The 21,778-nt window shown below is 40.7% G+C and carries 18 protein-coding genes, 3 tRNA genes and 1 pseudogene; 16 read left to right on the top strand and 6 right to left on the bottom strand.

The window, feature by feature from the left end:
* Positions 1-335 precede the first annotated feature (335 nt).
* The 6 genes and pseudogenes from HF966_RS02600 (at position 336) to HF966_RS02575 (ending at position 5,671) form a co-directional block, all read left to right on the top strand.
* Complete coding sequence (locus HF966_RS02600; RefSeq protein WP_168676098.1) at positions 336-491, top strand: type A2 lanthipeptide; 156 nt, start codon at positions 336-338, stop codon at positions 489-491.
* A 271-nt stretch (positions 492-762) separates the two neighbouring features.
* Positions 763-840, top strand: a pseudogene (locus tag HF966_RS08855) (ATP-binding cassette domain-containing protein); the annotation flags it as partial.
* A complete protein-coding gene (locus HF966_RS02590; RefSeq protein WP_168676097.1) occupies positions 837-1,574 on the top strand; it encodes an ABC transporter ATP-binding protein in 738 nt (245 codons plus the stop codon). The pseudogene HF966_RS08855 and the gene HF966_RS02590, both read left to right, overlap by 4 nt.
* Before the next feature lies 1 nt (position 1,575).
* On the top strand, positions 1,576-3,483 hold the full coding sequence (locus HF966_RS02585; protein WP_168676096.1) for an FtsX-like permease family protein: 1,908 nt from the start codon (positions 1,576-1,578) through the stop codon (positions 3,481-3,483).
* A 39-nt stretch (positions 3,484-3,522) separates the two neighbouring features.
* The gene (locus HF966_RS02580; protein WP_168676095.1) at positions 3,523-5,085 is read left to right on the top strand and encodes a sensor histidine kinase; all 1,563 of its coding nucleotides are present in this window, start codon (positions 3,523-3,525) and stop codon (positions 5,083-5,085) included.
* The gene (locus HF966_RS02575; protein WP_168676094.1) at positions 5,066-5,671 is read left to right on the top strand and encodes a response regulator transcription factor; all 606 of its coding nucleotides are present in this window, start codon (positions 5,066-5,068) and stop codon (positions 5,669-5,671) included. Before HF966_RS02580 ends, HF966_RS02575 begins: the two co-directional genes overlap by 20 nt.
* 208 nt (positions 5,672-5,879) lie before the next feature.
* Here the strand turns inward: HF966_RS02575 and hflX are convergent, their stop codons facing one another.
* The 3 genes from hflX to HF966_RS02560 all read right to left on the bottom strand — a co-directional run bounded on the left by hflX (position 5,880) and on the right by HF966_RS02560 (position 9,575).
* Entirely contained in the window at positions 5,880-7,178 is a 1,299-nt protein-coding gene (hflX, locus tag HF966_RS02570; protein WP_168676093.1) for a GTPase HflX, read from the bottom strand.
* Between the two features lie 196 nt (positions 7,179-7,374).
* Positions 7,375-8,040, bottom strand: a complete 666-nt coding sequence (locus HF966_RS02565; protein WP_168676092.1) for a histidine phosphatase family protein — start codon at positions 8,038-8,040, stop codon at positions 7,375-7,377.
* Between the two features lie 140 nt (positions 8,041-8,180).
* Positions 8,181-9,575 (bottom strand): hemolysin family protein, encoded by a 1,395-nt coding sequence (locus HF966_RS02560; protein WP_168676091.1) that lies wholly within the window; start codon positions 9,573-9,575, stop codon positions 8,181-8,183.
* A 453-nt stretch (positions 9,576-10,028) separates the two neighbouring features.
* Between HF966_RS02560 and nrdH the strand changes: the two genes are divergently transcribed.
* From nrdH to nrdF, 4 genes are all read left to right on the top strand, one after another.
* Entirely contained in the window at positions 10,029-10,259 is a 231-nt protein-coding gene (gene nrdH, locus HF966_RS02555) for a glutaredoxin-like protein NrdH (protein WP_029508861.1), read from the top strand.
* A 97-nt stretch (positions 10,260-10,356) separates the two neighbouring features.
* The gene (gene nrdE, locus HF966_RS02550; protein WP_168676090.1) at positions 10,357-12,528 is read left to right on the top strand and encodes a class 1b ribonucleoside-diphosphate reductase subunit alpha; all 2,172 of its coding nucleotides are present in this window, start codon (positions 10,357-10,359) and stop codon (positions 12,526-12,528) included.
* 61 nt (positions 12,529-12,589) lie between these two features.
* Positions 12,590-13,030, top strand: a complete 441-nt coding sequence (locus tag HF966_RS02545; RefSeq protein WP_168676089.1) for a class Ib ribonucleoside-diphosphate reductase assembly flavoprotein NrdI — start codon at positions 12,590-12,592, stop codon at positions 13,028-13,030.
* Between the two features lie 2 nt (positions 13,031-13,032).
* The gene (gene nrdF / locus HF966_RS02540) at positions 13,033-14,007 is read left to right on the top strand and encodes a class 1b ribonucleoside-diphosphate reductase subunit beta (protein WP_168676088.1); all 975 of its coding nucleotides are present in this window, start codon (positions 13,033-13,035) and stop codon (positions 14,005-14,007) included.
* Between the two features lie 36 nt (positions 14,008-14,043).
* Here the strand turns inward: nrdF and HF966_RS02535 are convergent, their stop codons facing one another.
* Complete coding sequence (locus HF966_RS02535) at positions 14,044-14,712, bottom strand: phosphatase PAP2 family protein (protein WP_168676087.1); 669 nt, start codon at positions 14,710-14,712, stop codon at positions 14,044-14,046.
* A 185-nt stretch (positions 14,713-14,897) separates the two neighbouring features.
* Here HF966_RS02535 and HF966_RS02530 point away from each other — a divergent pair.
* Positions 14,898-14,980, top strand: a tRNA-Tyr gene (locus HF966_RS02530).
* A gap of 38 nt (positions 14,981-15,018) precedes the next feature.
* Positions 15,019-15,090: transfer RNA gene (locus tag HF966_RS02525), tRNA-Gln, on the top strand.
* Positions 15,091-15,188: 98 nt separating this feature from the next.
* On the opposite strand, the gene gpmA is transcribed toward HF966_RS02525, so the two are convergent.
* Positions 15,189-15,902, bottom strand: a complete 714-nt coding sequence (gene gpmA / locus HF966_RS02520) for a 2,3-diphosphoglycerate-dependent phosphoglycerate mutase (RefSeq protein WP_168676086.1) — start codon at positions 15,900-15,902, stop codon at positions 15,189-15,191.
* 107 nt (positions 15,903-16,009) lie between these two features.
* A complete protein-coding gene (locus HF966_RS02515) occupies positions 16,010-16,210 on the bottom strand; it encodes a cold-shock protein (protein ID WP_168676085.1) in 201 nt (66 codons plus the stop codon).
* Between the two features lie 345 nt (positions 16,211-16,555).
* Here HF966_RS02515 and HF966_RS02510 point away from each other — a divergent pair.
* The 4 genes from HF966_RS02510 to rpoB all read left to right on the top strand — a co-directional run bounded on the left by HF966_RS02510 (position 16,556) and on the right by rpoB (position 21,775).
* Positions 16,556-16,640: transfer RNA gene (locus tag HF966_RS02510), tRNA-Leu, on the top strand.
* A 105-nt stretch (positions 16,641-16,745) separates the two neighbouring features.
* The gene (locus tag HF966_RS02505; protein ID WP_168676084.1) at positions 16,746-17,090 is read left to right on the top strand and encodes a hypothetical protein; all 345 of its coding nucleotides are present in this window, start codon (positions 16,746-16,748) and stop codon (positions 17,088-17,090) included.
* The gene (gene tpiA, locus HF966_RS02500) at positions 17,090-17,902 is read left to right on the top strand and encodes a triose-phosphate isomerase (RefSeq protein WP_168676153.1); all 813 of its coding nucleotides are present in this window, start codon (positions 17,090-17,092) and stop codon (positions 17,900-17,902) included. Before HF966_RS02505 ends, tpiA begins: the two co-directional genes overlap by 1 nt.
* A 258-nt stretch (positions 17,903-18,160) precedes the next feature.
* Positions 18,161-21,775, top strand: coding sequence for a DNA-directed RNA polymerase subunit beta (rpoB, locus tag HF966_RS02495; protein WP_168676083.1), 3,615 nt, complete (start codon positions 18,161-18,163; stop codon positions 21,773-21,775).
* Positions 21,776-21,778 lie beyond the last annotated feature (3 nt).

Below are 21,778 nucleotides of genomic sequence, written 5' to 3'. Positions count from 1 at the left end.
GCCAAGACTTTTTTGATTGTTTTTCAACTATATTTAATGTTGGCTTTTGCGCTAAATACTTATTATATAATTAAGCAAATAAAGTAAGCTATTTCCGATAAAGGATTAATTTTATAATGAGGAGAGATTGAATTGTAAGATAGTTGTAAATAATGAAATTTATTTATTATATGAGAGGACTACTTTTTATAAAGCGACATTTTATTTTACATTTTAAATGTATTAATAGAAAATATTAAAAAAACAATTTTTGCACTTTTTACTCATTAAAAATAAAGACGGATTGTTTATGATAAGAGTGTAAAAATATTTACTACATACTAACAGAAAGGAGAATGATTATCATGAAAAACTCAAAAGATGTTTTGAATAATGCTATTGAAGAAGTTTCTGAAAAAGAACTTATGGAAGTAGCTGGTGGTAAAAAAGATTCAGGTTGGTTTGCAACTATTACTGATGACTGTCCGAACTCAGTATTCGTTTGTTGTTAATTAAAACAATCTGGATGAGCAGACTAAAATTTCCTGTTTAGACTTAGTCTAGGCAGGATTTTTTAGCGATGGTAGGGATAAATATGATAAAAAGAAATGAATTAAAGTTAGAATATCAGCAACATCAGTTTTACGAATACTTTAACTCAATTTTTGATTACGACATATTAGATACTTCTATTAGTGAAAATATTTATTTGTTAAGGGAAAAGACACATAAGTTATTTTATAGTGAGTTTGAAAATCAGTTATTTGAAACTATAATGTTTCTTTGTACAAAAATAATAAGTATTATTGTGACTTATATGACTCGTATATGAATAAATATCAGGAGGAAGAGCTAAAATGAAACAATTAGTATTAAAAGATGTTTGCAAAAAATATCCCAATCAACTGAATTATGCTCTAGACCATATCAATATGATTGTGGAAAAAGGAGAATTTGTAGCTGTCATGGGGCGTAGCGGTAGTGGGAAAACGACGCTTTTAAATGTTACTTCAATTATTGATAAAATTGATAGTGGGAATATTTATTGTGCGGATAAAGAGATTAGCACATTCTCTGATAAGGAGGCAACTAATTTTAGAAAAAATGATATTGGTTTTGTTTTTCAAGATTATATGCTGTTAGACAGTCTAACCATTAGGGAGAATATTTCTGTTGCTTTGTCTCTAAAAAATGTTGATTCTTCAAAGATTGATGATTTGATAAATAGCTATGCAAAAAGATTTAATTTATATGAACAGTTGAAGAAATATCCGTATCAACTTTCTGGAGGTCAAAGACAGAGGGTCAGTATTATCAGAGCAATCATTAAAGAACCAGAGATTATTTTTGCTGACGAACCCACTGGAGCACTTGACTTGAAATCTTCTGAAGGAACAATGGGGATTTTGAGTGAAATCAATAAAACAGAAAAGGTAACTATTTTAATGGTTACTCATGACGTTTTATCAGCTTCTTATGCTGACAGAGTTATACTCCTCAAAGATGGGAAACTTCACATGGAGATTGATAAAAAAGATTGTGGAGAGTCGTTTTACGATGTAATTAGTCAAGCTTTATCCGATAGAGGAGAGTAATATGATTTGGTCAATTACAAAATCTAACATTAAAAAAAATTTTTCGTTATATCGTATCTATTTTCTAGCTACGATCGGTTTATTAAGTGTTTTTATAGCTTTTCTAAATTTTATCTCAGATAAAATCATTGCGGAAAAAATTGGGGATAGTGGTCAAGCTCTAGTTATCGCTAATGGGTCATTGGTTTTTTTGATTGTATTTTTGGTGGTATTCTTAATTTATTTCAATAATTTCTTTGTTAAAAAACGTAGTCAAGAGCTTGGAGTCTTAGCAATACTAGGTTTTTCAAAAAGAGAATTAACAAAATTACTGACTTTAGAAAATCTTGTTATTCTAGTTTTGAGTTACTTGGTAAGTTTATTGTTGGGACCGACTTTATATTTTTTAGCTGTACTGGTAATTACTCATCTATTGGATTTAACAATGGAAGTTCATTGGTTTATTACAGTTAATGAGTTTATAAAGTCTTTAGGAATATTAGTTGTAGTTTTTCTGATTAATTTCATCACAAATGGACTTATCATTAGTAAACAGTCTTTGATTGAATTTGTTAATTTCTCAAGAAAGGCTGAGAAAAAAATCAGGATAAGAAAAGTCAGAGCTATTATTGCTATTACTGCATTGCTATTGTCATATATTTTATGTTTGGCGACAGTGTTTTCATCTACACGAAATATGCTATTAAGCATAGGGATGGTACCGATTTCTCTATCAATAATTATCTTAGTTATTTTAGGAACAATTTTTACAATCAGATATGGATTGACTTTTGTAATTTTTTTGTTAAAAGAAAATAAAAAAAGGTTATACCGTCCTCTCTCTAATATCATCTATCCCAAATTTAACTATCGTATTGCGACAAAAAATAAATTATTAACAGTTTTGGGAGGTCTTTTAACATTAACTGTTTCAGTTACTGGAATTATGGTAATGCTCTATGCTTATTCTCTTAATGGAATAGAGAGATTGACTCCATCTGCCATAGAATATAATGTTAAATCAGAAAATGGTCAAGTCAATGTTACAAATATTTTAGAGAACGACCAAGTGAGCTTGGTTGATGTTGATCTATTGAGATTGAACACTAACCCAGAAGTGACTATCACAGAATCTGGGCAAACAATTCCTTATTTTGATGTAATTAATTACAGTGATTATAAAGAGTTAATGAAGGCTCAAGGGAGAACAAATTCTATTGAAGGTAGTGAGTCATTACCATTGTTAATAAATTATTATCCAACAGAAATTAGTCTCGGGAAAACCTTTAATTTGGAAAATGCATATGATGTTACTGTAAAACAAGTATCAACGAATAATGTTTTTAGTTTTTCTACAAGTGTCACGACTCTGGTTGTTTCTGATAAATTATATGCTGAACTTAGTGCTCGTTTTCCAGAAAAAGAAATAACAATTAGGACTTTTAATGGAAATTCTATTAGGTCAAGCGAAACATTTTACAATCAGTTTAGTATGGTTCCTGATGTTATCAGTAGTTATAGTAGGGAATATACAGTAAAGACTGCTAATATTGCGACTTATATCTTTATAACTTTCCTATCCATACTCTTTATTATTTGTACAGGTAGTATTCTATACTTTACAAGCCTCATAGAAATCATGGAAAATAAAGAAGAATATAGCTATCTAAGTAAGCTAGGTTATAGTAAAAAATTGATTAACCGGATTCTCGGATATGAAACAGGTATACTTTTCCTTATTCCTGTATTAATTGGGATTGTAAATGGTAGTATGTTGCTTATTTTCTATAAATATTTATTTATGGATACATTGGTAGCAGGCAATATCATAATGTTATCTTTATTGCTTTGTCTGTTTTTCTTCTTAATAATATATGGCACATTTTATTTATTGACATTGCGGTCAGTGAAGTCAATAATCAACAATTAATTCTAAAAACCTTTTAACTTTAATGATTAAGTAAATAATATGATAAGAATGGAAAAAATAACAAAGAGTAAATTTTTGGGGACTGCAATAATCCTGTTACAACAATTAATAGCCTTGTTAATTTTGGTCTATAATCGAGAGAACTTGTCTCTTCTTTTCTCTGAAAAAGTAGCTCTTGTAATGACCCTTATTGATATTGCTTTTATTTGGCTGGCAACGATATTACGCCAAAAACAAGATGATATTTTTAAAAGAATTATTTCTATCATCTCCTTAACAATTTGGCAATACTTAGTATCTGTGCTATCAAGGGGAACTCCTCTCTTTTTTAGTAGTGGTCTCCAAATTATATTGCTCTATTGTTATACCGTTGAGATTACTGATTTAATATTATATGGGCAGAAACAATTTAAGGATAAGCTAGATAAGTGCTTGTTAATAATTATTTTTGTTTCTATAATTAGCCTTTTAGTTAATAGAGTTTTATTTAATTTCTTATTCCTGATTGTTTTTACTACTTTACACCTTTATCCGTTATTGATTATAGTGCTATATTATAGTTATTTTAGGCAACAAATATCAGTAGTAAGACGTTCATTGATACTGTTTTCTTTGCTTTTACTGGTAATACTTAGTAGTGAATTTTATGGAGAAATGCTAGATGTTAATCAAGCCTTTAATAATTTGGGGTGGTATCTGTTTCCCCTTATAATGAGTACAATATACTATTTTAGGGTCATACATGATAAATTTAGTTTAGTGACTCAAAGATGGTTAGGTAACTACAAAACTCGTATGGAACTATTATTTCTACTTCTTATCGTTTGTTGGGTTGTACTCATAAAGGCACTGGTTAAAGATTTTTTTTTATTTTTTATAATCGTTGACGCAAGCACGTTATTTTGTCTAGTGGTAATTTCTTGTATCTTTTATGATTTAGAAAACTCTAAACAAAATTTTGACTATGAAAATAGAAGGCTGAACTATTTTATGAAATCAGAGGAAAACATAAGAGTGGAGTTCTCAAATTATTTGCATGATGATGTCTTGCAAAATATCATAGCGATAAAAAACTTACTCTCTCTAGAAAATAGTGATATAACACATGGTTTCATTGTTGATGAGTTGAATGATTTAGTTTCTGGTATTAGAGATGAAATTGATACTTACCACCCAATAGTTCCTGCCGATCGAACAATGAAAGAAAATATACAGTCTCTTTTTGACGATATTGTCAAAAGAAGGAAAAGTAATAAATTATTGTATTTCAACTGTTCGAATAGTACAATAATCCCACCTCTATATGGAGATATTGTTTACAGGTTTATAAAAGAGTTAATTAATAATGCTATAAAATATGGAGTTAGTAAAGATATTCATTTATCTTTAAAGGTTCAATCTGATATTATTATCATTGAGGAGAGTAATCAGATAATGGAAAAAGTTCAATCTATAAATTATGGTAGAGGTTTGGAATCATTTCAAGAAACACTAGCAGCTTTTGATGGGGATATGGAGCTACAAATAGATAATAAACAATTCAATGTCAGAATATTACTTCCCATAGATTGGAAATTATGCTATGAAGATTTTATTAATTGATGACCATGAACTATTTGCGAAGAGTATCCAACTGTTATTCCAACAGTATGATGAAGTAGATGTCATAGATACGATTACTTCTAATTTTAACGATGTGATGATTGATTTGTCTAAGTACGATATTATATTACTTGATATTAATTTAACAAATATTTCTAAAGAGAATGGATTGGAGATAGCAGAGGAACTCATACAGTCTACTCCTAACTTGAAAGTTGTTATGCTGACAGGATATATTAAGTCAATCTATGAAGAGAGAGCAAAAACAATAGGGGCATACGGTTTTGTAGATAAAAATATAGACCCTAAACAACTCATTTCTATCTTAAAAAAAGTGGATTCTGGGGAAAAGTATTTTGAACACATCGAATCTCAAGATTATGTTGAATCTTTAACCGACCGGGAAATAGATATCTTAAATTTGAGTAAGAAAGGTCTCTCTATAAAAGAAATAGAGGAAACGTTACAAATTAGTAGGAGAACAGTATTTAATCATTTGAACCACATCTATTCAAAGCTTTTGGTAAATAACAAGCAAGAGGCTATCTACAAAGCTGAGCAATTAGGGTATTTTATGGATTTCTGAGCTGTAGGCAAATAAAACTACTTAAGTTCTATCTCCGCATTTGTTAGAAGTTTTCTGTAAAATAAAAAAAGTGGCTCTTTATAAAAAAGGTAGCTGTGATAAATACCGATATTAAGGTATTTTCAACCTAGATTTTTCTACAATGATTATTCTTTAAAATATACAACAAAAAGCCCCCCACACGCTAATCCGTGTGAGGGGCTTTTTACTAGACAATATAATCCGCGTACAACTTGCGTTCTAACTCGGACAATTCAACGGTAATCAGCGTCCCCGTCTCATCATAGTCTTCTTTGCTAAAGGTATGCTTAGCGGCGAGTTTGGCTTGCACAGCGCCTTGGTCAAAGGGGATGTGGAGCGTGACTTCTTGCACGTCGTTGAAGATTTGCTTCTTGATTAAGTCAATTAACGCATCTTGTGAGGCAGGGTCTAGGGCGGAAATCGTGATCGTGTTTTCACCAGACACCTCAGGGTAGACGAGTTCGGTGCGATCAGCTTTGTTGTAGACAGTGATCATCGGCACGTCAGTGACGCCGACTTCGGCCAAGGTCTTTTCCGTGGTGGCCATCATGTCTTTGTAGTGTTCATCTGACACGTCAACGATTTGTAGCAGCAAATCAGCATTTGCGGCTTCTTGCAAGGTTGATTTAAAGGCGGACACCAGGTTATGTGGTAACTTTGAGACGAACCCAACCGTATCACTCAGTAAGAATTGTTTCTTATCTGGTAACGTCAATTGACGCACGGTGGTCGTTAACGTGGCAAACAACATGTCTTTTTCAAACACTTGCTTGGTGTCGTCCGTGTCCGCACCGACGCCAAAGCGGGCGAGCAGGCGGTTCATTAACGTTGACTTACCGGCGTTGGTATACCCGACTAAAGCGACATTGGCCAACTCGTTGGTGGTGCGCTTAGCTGAACGCGTTGACGTGCCTTTGGATAACTCGGCGAGTTCTTGGCGAATCCGCACCATTTGTGACGTAATCCGGCGTCGTGATTCCTCGAGCTTTGTTTCACCTGAACCACGCGACGTGAAGCCACCACCACCAGCACCCGTTTGCTGATCAAGGCTGACAGACATACTTGTGCGCAAGCGAGGGAGTTGGTACTGTAAACGGGCCAATTGTACTTGTAACTTGGCTTCCTTGGTTTGGGCGCGTTGGGCAAAAATGTCTAAGATTAACCCCGTGCGATCCAAGACGGTCGTGTTGGTGAGTTTTTCCAAGTTACGAATCTGAGATGGGGATAACTCATCGTTGGCAACAATCATATCCACATCATAAGTCTTGGCTGCTTCTGCCAATTCTTCCACTTTTCCCTTACCAAAGTAAGTGGCGGGGTTAGGCCGTTCGAGTTTTTGGGTGAACGTTTCGACCGGTGTTAAGTTGTTGGCCTTGGCTAGGTTAGCAAGCTCTTCGAGTTCATAGGTCAAATTCGCTTGGCTTGTGGTTAAGCCAACCAGAAAGACTTGGCGTGGTGCTGGTGCGTTAACGTGTTGTTCAGTCATAAAAAATACCTCCAGAGTAGACGAGACTGGGGGCATTTTACGTGTTGTGTGCAAAATTGCGGACCAATCTCAAGATGTGCACATAAAAATAGGAAAACTATTTTTATCTACGGGATCTTAAAATTCGTTTGACAATTGATTGCACTTCCTTTATTTAAACTACTGCTAGTGTAACAGTTTTTGCTCAAATTGTCTATTAAAAGACAGTCGTGACGTCGTTAAAGCGCAGGATAGACGCTGTATCTGGTTCTAATGCCAACTGCATGACGGCCCCATTTTTAACAGATTCACTGGCAAAGTCGTGTCGGGCGAACTTTTCTGCGATCCCGCGAATCGTGGTGCCATGCGAGACAATGAGGACGTTATCGCCGTCTTTATGCCGGAAACGAATATCGTCAAAGCCGTGTGAGACGCGCGCCCACCATTGGGCATCATCTTCGGCAAAATGGAAGGGGTCAGCAATCTGAATGGTATTCATCGCATCGGCCATACCATAAGTCGCAATTAAGTTCGCGTAAGTCTCGAAAGGTTCGGTCTTGTAAGCCGTGAGCGTGGTGGTGACAGTTTCGCCATTAACGCCTTCAAATGAGCCAAAGAACTGCTCGCGGAAATCAAAGAGTTGGGTGGGTTCCTTTGGTGAATCGGCGGTGTTATTTTGCAGAATATAGCGCGCGGTATGAATGGCGCGCGTTAAATCTGATGAATAAGCGCCGTCAAAGTGAATACGAGCCAGTCGAGTCCCGGCATCGTGTCCGTGTTGGATCCCTTTTGGTGTTAACGGGGCATCTGACCAGCCTTGAAACCGGTGCAAAAAGTTAAAATAAGTTTCGCCGTGACGCACAATATATAAGTTAATGGCCATAGTAATATTCGTAAGTGCATTGCGTGAGAATGGGTGCCGCAATGACGTACAATCGCCTCCTAAATGTTTACTACTTCCATTCTAACATGGAATTTTTAGAATTGCAGGGCACAAAAAAAGCCGCGATAGCGGCTTTAAGATTAAGCAGGTTCTTCAGTTGACGCGGGCTTTTCAGCCGCTTCATCTTCATCGAAAATGCCGTTTTGATTCAAGTCTTGTTGTGGCGTCGGTAAGGCTTGAACGATAAATTCTGAAATGTAAGCATTGTCGTAATCCAAGGCAGTGAACTTAAAGTTAGCCACGGTCATGGTATCACCGGCTCTAAATTCAGGGTCGTGGTTTAAGACATAACCGGTCAAAGTTACCGCGTCGTCTTCTTCCAATTCTTTAATCTTTTGACTAAAGTAACGTTCAAAATCATACAGAGTCATCTTACCTGAGACCTTATAGCGGTGGTCACCAAGCTTTTCGATGTAATCATCAGACACATCATCAATTTCATCGCGGACAGTACCGAAAAGTTCTTCATAGATATCTTTGTCGGTAATCAAGCCACTTGTGCCACCGTATTCATCAACGACAATGGCGATTGGTGAGCGCTTCATAATCATTTCGTCCATGACATCGTGCAAATCCATATTTTCAGGGACTGCCGGAATGTCACGCATAATTTTGGCCACCGGATCAGCATCGTTAATGCGTGCTTGGCGGACCAAATCGTAGTTAAAGACATAACCCAACACCTTGTCCTTGTCGTTGTCGGCAATGACTGGGAAGCGGGAGTATCGTTCTTGTAGGTATAGGTTCAGCGCATCCGCAATCGTCGTTGTCACATCAACGGCAGTCATGGAAGTCCGGTCGATCATGATATCGACGGCCACCTTATCGTTCATTTCAAAGGCGCGCTTCATAAATGTTAAGTCTTCTTCATCAAGTTCACCAGCAGCGGCGGCATTTCTTGAGAGAGACAAAATTTCTGTTTGTGAGTAAATATCTTCCTCGCCATCCGTACGGAAGCCAAGCATGTGTGTGATCACATTTGATAAGTGGTCTAATGTCCAAATCAAAGGGAACAACAAAATGTGGAAGAAACGAACAGGGCGAACGATGAGTAACAAGACCTTAATCGGTTCTTCGATCGCGATGTTTTTAGGCACCAAGTCAGTGAAGACGGCGTGCACCACCGTGAAAATAATCATGGCAGAAACTGATGAGACAGCGCGCGCATATTCAGCTGGAATAATCCCTGAACTGAGAATGATGTCAGCGACGGTTTCTTCACCGATCCAACCTAAAATCAAACTCGTTAATGTGATACCGACTTGTGCAGTCGATAAATATTCAGTTAAGTGGGTCACCATATGAATGGCGTGGTCGATATTGCGTGAAGGCTTTTCGCGCTTCTCCTGCATATCACGTAACGCACTGAGACGCACTTTAACCAAAGAGTATTCTGTTAATGTAAACAAAATAGCAAGCAACAGCACCAAAACAATAATGAAAAAGTTAAGGAGCATAGACGGACCTGAATCCAAAGTCGTAAACCTCTTTTCTTATGTATACTACCGGATATTATACCAGAAAATACGCTGAAATAAAAACAGGGCGCGTCAGCGTTTGGTAAAGCCAGCCAGCCGCGTGGTCAAGAACGAACACAATTTCGTATTTGTCATGAGCGAGCAAACGATCAGATGCCGGTACGAGTGGTTTCTTGGCTGTCAAGGGTAAAATTCTAAAATTTTCAATAAGATTGCATTTGTGATGAAATGGACATAGGTGTTGATTTGACGGCCTTTGTCGGGGTTGGAAAATAAGTTTGTGAAATTAAAAATCATTTTTCTCGCCAAATCGGTGTCAAGCTTGTCTGATGTCGAACAACTGTTTGTGAAGACGCATATAGTCCTTGTAAATTTTGGCAAACGCGGTAAACTAGCAAGTAACAGTTTATCAGTGCAAGACAAAATCATGTTTTTGAAAGAGGTTGGCCCATGGAAAAAGTAACGGTTTATACGAAATATAATTGCGTACAATGCAAGATGACAAAGAAGTTTTTGTCAGCACAAGGGATTCCTTTTAAAGAAATCAACATTGAAGAAGAAGTGGCGTATGTCGAGACGCTTAAAGCAGACGGTTTCCGCCAAACACCGGTTGTTGCGATTGAAGGGATGCCAAAGTTTTCTGGTTTCCGCCCAGACGTGTTAAAAAAGATTTCAGCTTAACCATCTCACGGTTACCCACAAAGGCGGAATCAACGGCTGCAAGTTGTTGAATTCCGCTTTTTGTTATTATAAAGCCGCAGGCTAGAGGATAGAAATTATGCCATTAAAAGAATTGAACATTGATCAAGTCACTTATTTTGATTTGAATAACCAAGTTAATATCCCAAAAGATAACCAGATTCAACTGGATAAAGACCAAGAAGCCCTGGACGCCTTTTTACAAGAAAACGTCTGGCCTAATGTCTTAAAGTTTGATTCATTGGCGGAACGTTTTGATTGGTTGTTTGACAACAACTTTTTGGAACGCGACTTTATTGCGCAATACCGGTTGGCATTCATTGAAGAATTGTATGCCTACCTTGAAGGCGAGCACTTTAACTTCAAGTCCTTTATGGCGGCCTTTAAGTTCTACAATCAATATGCATTAAAGACCAACGACGGGCAATACTACGTGGAGACTTATGTGGATCGCGTGGCGATGAATGCTTTGTATTATGCTGCCGGCAACGAAGCGTTGGCTTTGCGTTTGGCTGATGAAATGATTCATCAGCGCTACCAACCTGCAACACCCAGCTTTTTGAATGCTGGGCGGGCACGTCGTGGTGAATTGGTATCGTGCTTCATTATTCAAACGTCAGATGATATGAACTCGATTGGTCGGACCATCAATTCGGCGTTGCAGTTATCTAAGATGGGTGGCGGTGTTGGCATTAACGTGTCTAACTTACGTGAAGCTGGTGCACCGGTCATGGGGATTGCGAACTCAGCGGGTGGCGTTGTGCCAATTATGAAGTTGTTGGAAGATTCATTTACCTTTTCCTCACAAGTTGGCGCACGCCAAGGGGCTGGGGTCGTGTATCTCTCGGTGTTCCATCCAGATATTATGGCCTTTTTGTCCACTAAGAAAGAAAATGCTGACGAAAAGATTCGTGTCAAGACACTTTCTTTGGGCTTGACTGTACCAGATAAGTTCTATGAATTAGTCCGTCAAAACGAAGACATGTACTTGTTTAGCCCAGCTGATGTTGAAAAAGTCTATGGTGAGCCATTTAACTACGTGGACATCACTGCTGAATACGACAACATGGTGGCAAATGAGCAAATCACCAAGTACCGTGTGAATGCACGTGTATTGGAAGAAGAAATCTCAAAGTTACAACAAGAATCGGGCTATCCTTACATCATTAACATTGATGTCACAAACCGTGCGAATCCGATTGCGGGTAAAATTGTCTCATCTAACTTGTGTTCTGAAATTCTTCAAGTTCAGACACCCTCTGACTTGGATAACGGACAACACTATACGCGCCTAGGTTCAGATGTGAGCTGCAACCTGGGGTCAATCAACATTGTGAACATGATGGCGACACCGGATTTTGAAACGTCTGTTGACACGATGGTACGCGCCCTAACATTTGTCTCAGATACATCAAACCTTGACGTGGTGCCTTCAATTGCCAAGGGTAACCAAGAAAAGCACGCCATTGGCTTGGGTGCCATGGGCTTGGCCGCCTATTTTGCGCAAAATCAGATGTATTATGGGGATGCGACATCGCTTGACTTCACGACGACATTCTTCATGACGTTGAACTATTATTCAATTAAAGCTTCTATGAAGATTGCAAAGGAACGCCAAGAAACTTTCTTTGACTTCGATAAGTCAGCTTATGCTGATGGGCGTTACTTTGATAAGTATCTCACCCAAGATTGGACACCAAAGACAGCCCAAGTAGCGGCCGCTTTTGCCAACCATCATGTCCCAACCCGACGCGATTGGGCAGAGTTGAAAGACAACGTGGCAAAATACGGCATGTACAATGCGTATCGTCATGCGATTGCCCCAACAGGATCAATTTCTTATGTGAACGATACCACCGCAACATTGCTGCCAATTGTGAATAAGATTGAAGAACGCCAAGAGGGGATGATTGGGAAGGTTTATTATCCAGCCCCAGGCTTGAATAATGACACTATGCCATATTACGTGTCTGCTTATGACACGGATATGCGTAAGGTCATTGACGTTTATGCTGCAGCCCAAGAACACATTGACCAAGGGATGGCGTTAACATTATTCATGCGTTCAACACTATCAAGTGCGTTGTATGAATGGAAGAAAGGTCGGACTGACAAGATGACGACGCGTGATTTAACCATCTTGCGCCATTATGCCTTTAACAAAGGGATTAAGTCATTGTATTACGTCCGCACGTTTACAGATGATAACCAAGAGTCTGGTGTGAACGAGTGTGAAAGCTGCTCAATTTAATGACGTGAAGCATAATAGGGGGCGGCAGTTGCAGACAGCATGAAACGAGAGATTGAGGGTTATGGCGAAGATTAATATTTTATATGCGTCAACAGAGGGCAATACCACATCCTTTGTGACCAAGTTAACCGATATTGCCGCAGAAAATGGCGACATCGTGGTGGCGCGTTGCATTGGGGAAGAGACCGACTATGCAAACGAAACGGCACCGTTTGTAGCCGTTGTGCCGACGTATTTAACGGGTGGCACGGGCACCGGACCGGAAGTCACAGAGATTTTCACGAACGCATTAGGCGACTACATTGCTTTTGGTCGCAATCGTCAGTACCTCAAAGGGGTGATTGGTTCAGGGAACCGTAACTTCAATGTGCAGTTTAACTTAACGGCGACGCGTTACGCCCAACGTTTCAATGTACCTATGCTATTTGCTTATGAATTGCGTGGGAGTAAGTTTGACGCTGAAAAAGCCTATCACATCATCAAACCACTATTTGGAGAATAATTTTGGCACATTTAAAAGATCAGTCATATACAGCAATTAACTGGAATCACATCGAAGACGAGTTGGACAAGGCCACTTGGGAAAAATTAACCCAACAGTTCTGGTTAGACACGCGTATTCCGATTTCCAATGATTTACGGACTTGGCGTGGGAACATGTCACCCCAAGAACGCCAAACGATGAATTTGGTGTTTGGTGGTCTGACAACCTTGGATACGTTGCAGTCTCAAGATGGGATGGCGCAACTCAAGTTAGATGTTGTGAACCAAAAAGAAGAGGCGGTTTTGAACAATATCCAGTTCATGGAATCTGTTCATGCCAAGTCGTATTCATCAATTTTTGAAACGTTGAACGAAAAGGCAGAAATTGAGGCGATTTTTGACTGGGCCGATACCAACGAATTTTTGCAATATAAGGCCAACCGCATCAATGATATTTACCAAACCGGCACGCCATTGCAAAAGAAGATTGCCTCTGTCTTTTTGGAAACATTCTTATTCTATTCAGGTTTCTATACGCCGCTTTATTTCTTGGGTCACAATAAGATGTTAAACGTGGCAGAAATTATTAAGTTGATTATCCGTGACGAATCCGTCCACGGGACATACATTGGCTACAAATTCCAAGTCGGCTTTAATCAACTACCCACAGCAGAACAAGAAGAGCTCCAAGCATGGATGTATGATTTGATGTATGATCTTTATGAAAACGAAGAGAAATACACACATGAATTGTATGATGACTTGGGATGGTCAGAACAAGTGTTAACGTTCTTGCGCTATAATGCGAACAAGGCGTTGATGAATCTTGGACAAGAGCCAATGTTCCCTGATGGGGCCGAAGATGTGAATCCGGTGGTAATGAACGGTATTTCAACTTCAACGGCCAACCATGACTTTTTCTCAGGTGTTGGTAATGGTTACTTACTTGGTGCAGTTGAAGCCATGGAAGAAGACGATTATACAATTGGACAATAAATAAAAAGCGTGATTGCCATGAGCAATCACGCTTTTTTAGATTTCTTCGTGTTCAAATAATGGGATGCGTTGTTGTAGAAAGGTTGCTAGCTTTGGATAAAGCGTTGCGGCAAAAATCACCCAAGCATAGGCGAATAAAATGGCAGCCACGGTGTCGCTAAAGAAATTAGCGTTGAAGTAAAGGCGGCTCATAATGGTCATGGCGCCAAATAATTGTGTCAACCATTGGATAATGATCTGAGCGCGTCGGCTGGTAATGTTTGGTGTGACCAGCAAACTGATGATAAAGATGACAACGAACAGCCCAAACACGTGAAAACTCGGGAATGAGGAAGCGCTATCAGCCAAGAGATGCCCCACTGGCCGTGGCCGGTTGATGACGAGGCGCATCAGAGTCAATGCCAAATCGCCGACTAATAAAGTCGCAACGGTCCAGATGGCAGGCACACGGAGTTGCGCAATCAATAAGACCCCAGCCAAAACAAAGGTATAAATGACGTCAACTATCGGATTGCCCAAAAAGGTGGCGATGGCCATGACGGTATCACCAAATCCAGATTGAATGGTATTAAACCACCCATGTAAGGCTTGGTCGAGTAGGACTGGCACAGGGATATTAAATTTTGTCAGGAGGCCTAGTAAGCTAGCGATAATCAGACAAATCATCGCGTGACGGCGCTGTTTATTGGTCGCGGATACAATCATGTGAGACAACTCCAAATGCAGTTTTTTACCTTATTCTAGTATAATGAATGCCGCTGATATAAACAAGATAATTTACTTGAAAACACGCACGGATCTTGCATTAAATGGGGATGTGAAATAAATCGTGGTCAAGGGGTTGTCAAGATGACAATAATTTGATATTATTATATAGTTGTTTGAGACATGGGAGTGTAGCGAAGTCTGGCTAAACGCGACGGACTGTAACTCCGTTCCTTCGGGTTCGTAGGTTCGAATCCTACCGCTCCCATAGCCGATTAATAGTTAACGGCGAAATAAATTAACTATTGCCCCTTCGCCAAGCGGTAAGGCAGCGGTTTTTGGTACCGCCATGCGCTGGTTCGAATCCAGCAGGGGCAATCGCGACAGTCGGTGATACACAATGTATCACCGACTTTTTTGTTTAAATTAGGACGCTAAAAAATCCTGACGATCATATGATCGTCAGGATTTTTACATTACTTTGTCAAAGTCTTCTTAGAAACAACTGACAAGTCATCTGCCAAGTCGTAAACCAATGGTTGACCGTTAGCGATTTCAACATTCAAGATGTCATCATCAGAAATGTTTTCCAAGTGCTTAACCAAGGCGCGCAATGAGTTACCATGGGCAGCAATGACAACGTTCTTACCAGCTTGCAATTGTGGCGCGATGTCTGATTCCCAGAATGGCAACACACGTTCCAAAGTGATCTTCAAGTTTTCACCCAATGGCAATTCACCTTCAGGAACATCAGCGTAACGGCGGTCAAAGGCAGGGTAAGTCTTGCCTTGAACAGTCACTTCTTTGTCGTAGCCATCCAACAATGGTGGCAAAACGTCATATGAACGACGCCAGATGTGCACTTGTTCGTCACCCCACTTTTCAGCAGCTTCAGCCTTGTTTTGGCCTTGCAAAGCACCGTAGTGACGTTCGTTTAAACGCCATGACTTGGCTTCAGGAATGAACAATTGACCAGCTTCTTCCAATGCGTAGTGCAAGGTTGTGATGGCACGTGTCAAAACAGAAGTGTAAGCTTGGTCGAATTGGATACCTTCGGCAGCCAATAATTCACCAGCTTCTTTTGCTTGGGCAACACCCTTGTCTGACAACTTTGTGTCGATCCAACCGTTAAACAAGTTCAATGCGTTCCATTCACTTTGACCGTGACGGATTAATACTAACTTAGCCATGTGTGCTAAACTCCTTCATTTGTGTTTAATCTAACAAAACCATTATACCACGAATTTTGGGCACAAAAAAACTCGCCTAAGCGAGTTTTCTCAGTGGGTTAAGAATCTTACAACTTAACGATGTTTGCAGCTTGCAAACCGCGGTCTGAAGTTTCAACTTCGAATTCAACAGCTTGGCCTTCTTCAAGTGTCTTGAAGCCTTCGCCTTGGATAGCTGAGAAGTGTGCGAAGACATCTTCACCGTTTTCGCGAGTTACGAAACCGTAACCCTTTTCGCCGTTAAACCACTTTACTGTGCCTTTTTCCATGATGTGTTTCTCCTTTGGTGTGCTCACCAATGTGTTTGTAGTTTGTAACATAAATAATTGGTACTTGAGCGCCTTCCGAGAAAAACAAATCAAAATCAATAACTTTTATTACAAGACCAGTGTAACACATTGCTAGGAATAAGCAAGGGAAACGACCGTGAAAATTAAGCCAACATTAAAAGAAAAAAATAACCTAGTAGACGTGAAGTGATATCAGCCAAAACCCTTGATACTCCAATGATTTTTGTTGGTGGTGTATGAATCGGGGGTGGGGGATGTGCGTAAGATATTGACATCTCATGATGAGTAAGTTACAATAATAAAGTTGTCAATACAAACAACATCGCAGCCGTGGCGGAATTGGCAGACGCGCAGGATTAAGGATCCTGTGCCCGTTTAGGGCGTGCGGGTTCGACTCCCGCCGGCTGCATCCAAGCTATTTTATCAGGTTCCTGATGAAATAGCTTTTTTGCTCTTTGAATGATGACCAATGGGCATTTTTCTTATGGTAAAATAGAAGTAATGGAGAATAATGATGTTACTTTTCAAACGAATGAAGCGTGAAATAAAAACTGAAGAAGCGTTATCGCAGTCGGATTTTGACCTCATGCAACAAGAAAATGATCAAATGTTGGATCAAATTGAAGCGTTGAAGTTAGACATTTCCGATTTGGAAACCGAAAACAAGCGGTTGCTGGAACAATTAACCCGCAGCAAATACCAACGCTCGCTGATTAAAACAAGCATGGGGCTGGGCGCTTTGGTTGCCAGCTATATTCTATTGCACTTAATTAATGAAGAAGCGCAGTACACTGCGATGTTGCTTTCAATTGAAGCGGTGTTTATGTTTGTTATGTTGCGAGGAGATGATCAATCATGATGGCAAAAATGCATAAAGCCAAGCGCGTGCCGTTTGTCGTCGCGAATTGGAAAATTAATAAGTTGCAGACGGATGTGGCAGATTTCTTGGCCCAGGTCAATGGTAAAGTGCCAGATCAGCGCACGGTTGAAACTGGTTTAGCTGCCCAAGACTTATTTTTGGCAGACATGGTTCGCGCAACCGCGGGCACACCAATTCATGTGGTGGCAGAAAATGTCCATTGGGAAGATAGTGGCGCCTATACTGGCGAAACGTCACCCAAAGCTTTAAAAGATATTGGTGCTACCTATGTTTTGATTGGTCATTTTGAACGTCGGAAATTTTTTAATGAAACGGACTCGACGGTCAATCTCAAAGTGACGGCGGCCTTACGTAATGGCTTGCGGCCAATTATTGATGTTGATGAAGACATGAGCACGTATGCCCAGTTCATGGATGCTGAGCCGTCTGTGGCGCAAGTCGCCGCGGCCCTTGCTGGTGTGTCGGTTGATCAAATTCGGAATGTGACGATTGCTTATGAACCGACCTGGGCAATTGGCTCAGGCGAAGCAGCGAGTGCCGATCAGGCACAGAAAGCCGCTCATTTAATTCGACAAACACTCGCGAAGTTGTATTCGCCAGTGATTGCTGAACAGGTGCGGGTGCTGTACGGTGGCTCAGTGACACCGGATAACGCACGTGAAATCATGCGTCAAGACGACATTGATGGCGTGCTTGTTGGTACGGCGGCGCTAGATCCTGAAAAGTTCTTACAATTAGTTGATATTGCACGGGATCCAGATGTACCAGCATTTGATACCGAACATGTATAAAATACCGCGGACAGCCTGGAAAATAGGCTTGCAAAGCTATGAAAAAAGCGTATAATTATTCTTAGTAATACTGTGAATAAATATGGCTTTTTGCGAAATATTGTCCGCAATACCTTTATATTGAAGCAAACGTTGTCTGCGGAAACAGCGGCGATTGCTTTTTTTGTGCCTATGCGGGATCAAAACAGGGAATAATACCTGTTTTGTAACCAAATTGTAACAAACAAAACGCAGCGAAAAACAAACGAGGTGATAAATGTGGCAGGACATTTAGTAAAGTACGGTAAGCACCGTACCCGTCGTTCATATGCTAGCATCAAAGAAGTGCTTGATGTACCAAATTTGATTGAAATTCAAACAGCGTCATATCAATGGTTCTTAGATGATGGTATTAAAGAAATGTTTGGCGATATCATGCCAATCGATGATTTCCAAGGGACTTTGTCATTGGAATACGTCGATTATCAATTGATGGAACCAAAGTACAACATTGATGAGGCGCGTGAACACGACGCCAACTACTCAGCACCATTGCACGTCACGTTGCGTTTGACCAACCATGAAACTGGTGAAATCAAGTCACAAGACGTGTTCTTTGGTGACTTCCCATTGATGACAGAACAAGGTACGTTCATCATCAACGGTGCGGAACGTGTTATTGTGTCACAACTTGTGCGTTCGCCTGGTATCTATTACAACCAAGAAAATGACAAGAATGGTCGCCCACGCTACGGCACAACGGTTATTCCAAACCGTGGCGCTTGGTTGGAATACGAAACAGATGCCAAGGGTATCGCTAACGTACGTATCGATCGCACACGTAAGTTGTTGATGACAGAATTGGTCCGTGCCCTTGGTTTCGGTTCAGATTCTGACATTATCGACATTTTCTCAGACCAATATGACGCTTTGAACATGACTTTGGAAAAAGACGTGCACAAAGATATGTCAGATTCTCGTGTTGAAGAAGCGTTGAAGGACATCTACGAACGTCTACGTCCAGGTGAACCAAAGACAGCCGATTCATCACGTGCTTTGTTGGTTGCCCGTTTCTTTGATCCAAAGCGTTATGATTTGGCATCGGTTGGACGTTACAAGATCAACAAAAAATTGTCATTAAAGACACGTTTGTTGAACCAAACATTGGCTGAAACATTGGCTGATCCTGATTCAGGTGAAATCATTGCTGAAAAGGGCACATTAGTTGATAAGACAGTCATGTCAAAGCTTAGCCCATTCTTGGATCGTGCAGACTTTAAGACGACGACTTATACACCATCTGGTGATGCCGTACTTGAAGAACCTGTGACGCTTCAAAAGATTAAGATCGAATCACCAGAAAACCCTGAAAAGACATTGCTTTTGATTGGCAATGGCCACATCGAAGAAGACGACCGCACAGTACGTCCTGCTGATATTTTGGCTGGTATGAACTACTTCTTGAACTTACAAGAAGGTGTTGGGAATGTCGACGATATCGATCACTTGGGTAACCGTCGTATTCGTTCTGTTGGTGAATTGTTGCAAAACCAATTCCGTATTGGTTTGACACGTATGGAACGTGTCGTGCGTGAACGGATGTCAATCCAAGACGCCAACACGGTCACACCACAACAATTGATTAACATTCGACCAGTCGTGGCAGCCGTGAAGGAATTCTTTGGTTCATCACAATTGTCACAGTTCATGGATCAGACGAACCCATTGGGTGAAATGAACCACAAGCGTCGTTTGTCAGCCCTTGGACCTGGTGGTTTGACGCGTGATCGTGCCGGTGTTGAAGTGCGAGACGTGCACTACACACACTATGGCCGTATCGACCCAATCGAAACGCCCGAAGGTCCTAACATCGGTTTGATCAACTCTTTGGCAACGTATGGTCGCATTAACAAGTATGGCTTTATTGAAACACCATACCGTCGTGTCGACTGGACAACGCACAAGGTAACTGACAAGATCGATTACTTGACAGCCGATGAAGAAGATAACTACATCGTGGCACAAGCCAACTCACCATTAAATGATGACGGCAGCTTTGTTTACGACACAGTGATGGCGCGTTTTGGTGAAGAAAACATCGAAACACCAATTGATCGCATTGACTACATGGACGTTTCGCCAAAGCAAGTGGTTTCTGTTGGAACAGCAGCGATTCCGTTCTTGGAAAACGATGATTCCAACCGTGCCTTGATGGGTGCCAACATGCAACGTCAAGCCGTACCTTTGCTTGATCCACATGCACCACTTGTGGGAACGGGGATTGAATATAAGGCCGCGCACGATTCAGGGGTGGCCATGATTTCTCGTGCCGCTGGTGTGGTTGAATATGTTGATGGCCGTGAAATTCGCATTCGTCGTGAAGATGGTCAATTAGACACTTACGAATTGATGAAGTTCCGCCGTTCTAACGGTGGTAAGAACTATAACCAAAAGCCAATTGTCCATGAAGGCGAACATGTCGAAGCTGATGAAGTTTTGGCGGATGGCCCTTCAATGGAAAAGGGTGAATTGGCTTTGGGACAAAACCCATTGATCGCCTTTATGACTTGGCAAGGTTATAACTTCGAAGATGCCATCGTTTTGAACGAACGTTTGGTCCGTGAAGATGTTTATACGTCAATTCACATCGAAGAATATGATTCAGAAGCCCGTGATACAAAGCTCGGACCGGAAGAAATGACGCGTGAAATTCCAAACACTGGTGAAGATCAGTTGAAGGACTTGGATGCTGACGGTATCATTCGTGTCGGTGCCGAAGTTCACGATGGCGACATTTTGGTTGGTAAGGTCACACCTAAGGGTGTGACAGAATTGTCAGCCGAAGAACGCTTGCTCCACGCCATCTTTGGTGAAAAAGCGCGTGAAGTACGTGATACCTCATTGCGTGTACCACACGGTGGTGGCGGTGTCGTACAAAACGTGCGGATCTACACACCAGAAAATGGGGATGAATTAGCCCCTGGTGTGAACATGATGGTACGTGTCTACATTGCACAAAAGCGTAAGATTCAAGTCGGTGATAAGATGGCCGGTCGTCACGGTAACAAGGGAACGGTTTCCGTTGTTGTCCCTGAAGAAGACATGCCATACATGCCAGATGGTACGCCAATTGACATCTTGTTGTCACCCATGGGTGTGCCTTCACGTATGAACATTGGTCAAGTCCTTGAATTGCACCTTGGCTTTGCTGCCAAGAAGCTTGGTATTCATGTGGCCTCACCTGTCTTTGATGGTGCCAGCGATGATGAAATCGAAGCGGCTTTGCGTGAAGCTGGGTTGCCACGTGATGGTAAGTCAGTTGTCTATGATGGTCGTACTGGTGAAGCCTTCGACAAGCGTGTCGGTGTTGGTGTCATGCATTATATGAAGCTTGCCCACATGGTTGACGATAAGATTCACGCCCGTTCAATCGGACCATACTCATTAGTGACGCAACAGCCTTTGGGTGGTAAAGCCCAATTCGGTGGTCAGCGTTTCGGTGAAATGGAAGTTTGGGCCCTTGAAGCTTATGGTGCTGCTTATACGTTGCAAGAAATCTTGACTTACAAGTCAGATGACGTTGCTGGTCGTGTGAAGGTCTATGAGTCAATCATCAAGGGTGAACCAATCCCACGTCCAGGTGTACCGGAATCATTCCGTGTGTTGGTCAAGGAATTGCAAGCGCTTGGTTTGGACATGCAAGTCTTGGATGGTGCAGGGGATGAAGTTGAACTCCGCCAAATGGATGAAGACGATTCAATCTTGCCAGTGGATGCCCTTGAAAAGTTGGTGCGTTCAAATCCTGACCTCTTGAATAAAGAAGATGAAGAAGTTGCGGCTGCGTTCTCTAAGGTGGAAGCCCAAGAGATGACAGACACAACAGATGAAGTTTAAGCG

Origin of the sequence: Leuconostoc holzapfelii (assembly GCF_012396485.1) — a bacterium.
GTDB lineage: Bacteria > Bacillota > Bacilli > Lactobacillales > Lactobacillaceae > Leuconostoc > Leuconostoc holzapfelii.
The sequence above is the reverse complement of the archived record's forward strand: the minus strand, read 5'-3'. Positions and strand labels throughout refer to the sequence as shown.